Here is a 3,329-nt window from a genome sequence, read left to right as displayed (position 1 = left end):
CGGTCACCATCGCGCTCATCGCCGGCCTGGAAAGCCTGCTGTCGGCCGTCTCCGTCGACAAGCGCCGCGGCGGCCCGCGCGCCGACCTCGACCGCGAGCTCATCGGCCAGGGCGCGGCGAACGTCGCCGCCGGCGCGCTCGGCGGGTTCCCGGTCACCGGCGTCATCGTGCGCAGCATGACCAACTACGAGGCGGGCGCGCGCACGCGGCTCTCGGCGATCCTGCACTGCGCCTGGATCCTCGCCGCCTGCCTGCTGCTGACCGGCGTGCTGCGGCTGATCCCGCTGGCCGCCCTCGCCGCCCTGCTCGTCTACGTCGGCGCGAAGCTCGTGAACGTCAACGGGCTCAAGGAAGTCCGCCGCCACGGCGACCTGCCGGTGTACGTCGTCACGCTCGCCGGCGCGGTGGCCGTCAACCTGCTCACCGGCGTCGCGGCGGGGATCCTGCTCGCGCTCGCGCTGATGCTCCGGCGGATGATCTTCTCCGGCATCCACGTCGAGACCGACGGCGAGCGCCACCGCGTCGTCATCGAAGGCGCGCTGACGTTCCTGTCCGTGCCGCGGCTGACCCGGGTCCTCGCCGCGGTGCCGCCGCACGCCGAGGTCACCCTCGAGCTGCTCGTCGACTACCTCGACCACGCGGCCTTCGACTGCCTGCGCGGCTGGCAGCAGGCGCACGCCGGGCCGGTGACGGTCGACGAGATCGGGCACCCGTGGTTCGAACGCGGGAACTCGGGCGCGCCGACCGTGCGCCGCAGCGTCGCCGCGCGCGTCGTGCCGCGGTGGCTCGCGCCGTGGTCGCAGTGGCAGGCCGAGCACGTCGTGCTGCCCGCCCAGCGCACGGCCAGCTCGCTGCTTTGCCGCGGTGCCTCGGAGTTCCAGCGCCGCACCGCACCGCTGTTGCGCGACACCTGGAGCGGGCTGGCGCACGGCCAGCAGCCGCACACGCTGTTCATCACCTGCGGTGATGCGCGGATCGTGCCCAACCTGATCACCACCAGCGGGCCGGGCGACCTGTTCACGGTCCGGAACATCGGCAACCTGGTGCCCCCGCCGGACGGCGAAGACTCGTCGGTCGGCGCGGCGATCGAGTACGCGGTCGGCGTCCTGGGCGTGGCGGAGATCGTGGTGTGCGGGCACTCCGGCTGCGGCGCGATGAAGGCGTTGCTCGGCCAGGCCCCGGACGGGCTCGAGCAGCTCGGCAGCTGGCTGCGCCACGGCGAAGCGACGCTCCGGCGCCGCGCCCGCGAGGCGCCGCTGCTGCTCGGCGGCGAGCGCCCGGCCGCCGAGGCCGACCAGCTCGCGCTGCAGAACGTGGTGCAGCAGCTGGAGATCCTGGGCGCGTACCCGGTGGTGGCGGCCGCCCTCGACCGGGGCGCGCTCCGGCTCACCGGCATGTACTTCGACGTCGGCGCCGCGCAGGTGTCCCTTTTGGACGACGCGGCCCGCGGCTTCGTCCCGGCGGGCGCGCTGGAGCACTGAGCGATCCCGGTGTGGCGCCGGACCCGTCCGGCGTCACACCGGAAACCCTTGTGTCGTACGGAATTCAACTGTCATCTGACAGGCCCGCGCTTGTGAACGGCTTGTTAACGACTTGTCCGGTATGTGACATTCGAGCTAAATACGGCGAATTGTTCACCCGAACGAGTGGCACATAGCGGACATTTCACTCGGTTTCCGGTTGCATGGTGATCATGAGACCCCTCGCCGTGCTCCGCCACGACCTGCCGGCCTCACTGGTCGTCTTCCTCGTCGCAGTACCCCTGTCCCTGGGCATCGCCCTCGCTTCGGGCGCCCCGGTCGCCGCCGGGCTCGTCGCCGCCGTCGTCGGTGGCGTCGTCGCCGGCGCGCTCGGCGGCTCCGCGCTGCAAGTGAGCGGGCCCGCCGCCGGCCTGACCGTGGTCATGGCCGAAACCATCCAGACGTTCGGCTGGGCCGTCACCTGCGCGATCACGGTCGCCGCCGGCGCGTGCCAGATCCTGCTGGGGCTGAGCCGCATCGCGCGCGCCGCGCTGGCCATCTCGCCGGCGATCGTGCACGGCATGCTGGCCGGCATCGGCGTCACGATCGTGCTCGGCCAGCTCCACGTCGTCCTCGGCGGCAAGGCGCAGAGCTCCGCGGTGCAGAACATCGCCGAGCTGCCCGGCCAGATCGTCGCCCACCACGACTCGGCCGCGATCGTCGGCCTGCTCACCATCGCCATCCTGCTGCTCTGGCCGAAGCTCCCGGCCGCCGTCCGCAAGGTGCCGGGGCCGCTCGCCGCGATCGCCGCCGCCACGGTCGTTTCGGTCGCCTTCGGCATGACGCTGCCGCGCGTCGAACTCCCCGGTGACGTGCTGGACATCGGGCTCGTCCCGCGGCTGCCGGACGGCGGGTGGGGCGCGTTCGCGCTCGCCGTCGTCACGATCGCGCTGATCGCCAGCGTCGAAAGCCTGCTTTCGGCGGTGGCGGTGGACAAGATGCACACCGGCAGGCGCGCCAACCTCGACCGGGAACTGGCCGGCCAGGGCGCGGCCAACATGCTCTCCGGCGCGCTGGGCGGCCTGCCGGTCACCGGCGTCATCGTGCGCAGCTCCACCAACGTCACCGCCGGGGCCAAGACCCGCGCGTCGGCGGTGCTGCACGGCGTCTGGGTGCTGCTGTTCGTCGTGCTGCTCGCCGGGCTGATCCAGAGCATCCCGCTCGCGGCGCTGGCCGGGCTGCTGGTGCACGTCGGCGCGAAGCTGGTCAACCCCGGCCACATCAAGACCGTCCTCGCCCACGGCGACCTGCCCGTGTACCTGCTCACCCTCGCCGGCGTGGTGGTGTTCGACCTGCTCACCGGCGTGCTCGCGGGCATCGGGCTGGCGCTCGTGCTGATGCTGCGCCGGTCGCTCTGGTCGGGCATCCACGTCGAGCGCGAAGGCGACGCCTGGCGCGTCGTCGTCGAAGGCGTCCTGACGTTCCTGGCGGTGCCGCGGCTGTCGAAGGTGCTCGGGACCATCCCGTCCGGTGTCCCGGTGCGCTTGGAGCTGGTCGTCGACTACCTCGACCACGCCGCGTTCGAAAGTCTCACCACCTGGCAGCAGGCGCACGAGCGCGCCGGCGGCACGGTCGAGGTCGACGAGGTCGGCCACCCGTGGTTCGGCGAGGGCAAGGCGGGCCGCCCGACGCGGTCGCGGCTGCACGCGAGCCGGGCGGTGCCGCGCTGGCTCGCGCCGTGGTCGGAGTGGCAGGCCACGGAAGGCATCCCGACGCAGCAGACCCGCAACGGCGCCACCGAGTTCCACCGCCGGACCGCGCCGCTGCTGAAGAACACGCTGTCCGGGCTCGCCGACGGCCAGCGCCCGC

2 protein-coding genes are annotated in these 3,329 nt (G+C 72.9%); both read left to right on the top strand.

Going from position 1 to position 3,329, the window contains the following annotated elements:
• Positions 1–1,481: bifunctional SulP family inorganic anion transporter/carbonic anhydrase (locus G3I65_RS16165; protein ID WP_160696848.1), on the top strand; the 1,481-nt coding region annotated here is incomplete at its 5' end.
• 203 nt (positions 1,482–1,684) lie between these two features.
• On the top strand, positions 1,685–3,329 hold a 1,645-nt coding region (locus G3I65_RS16160; RefSeq protein ID WP_160696847.1), incomplete at its 3' end, for a SulP family inorganic anion transporter.

The sequence above is a fragment of the Amycolatopsis sp. SID8362 genome (assembly GCF_010550475.1).
Lineage (GTDB): Bacteria > Actinomycetota > Actinomycetes > Mycobacteriales > Pseudonocardiaceae > Amycolatopsis > Amycolatopsis eburnea.
This window is presented reverse-complemented; position numbering and strand designations above follow the sequence as displayed.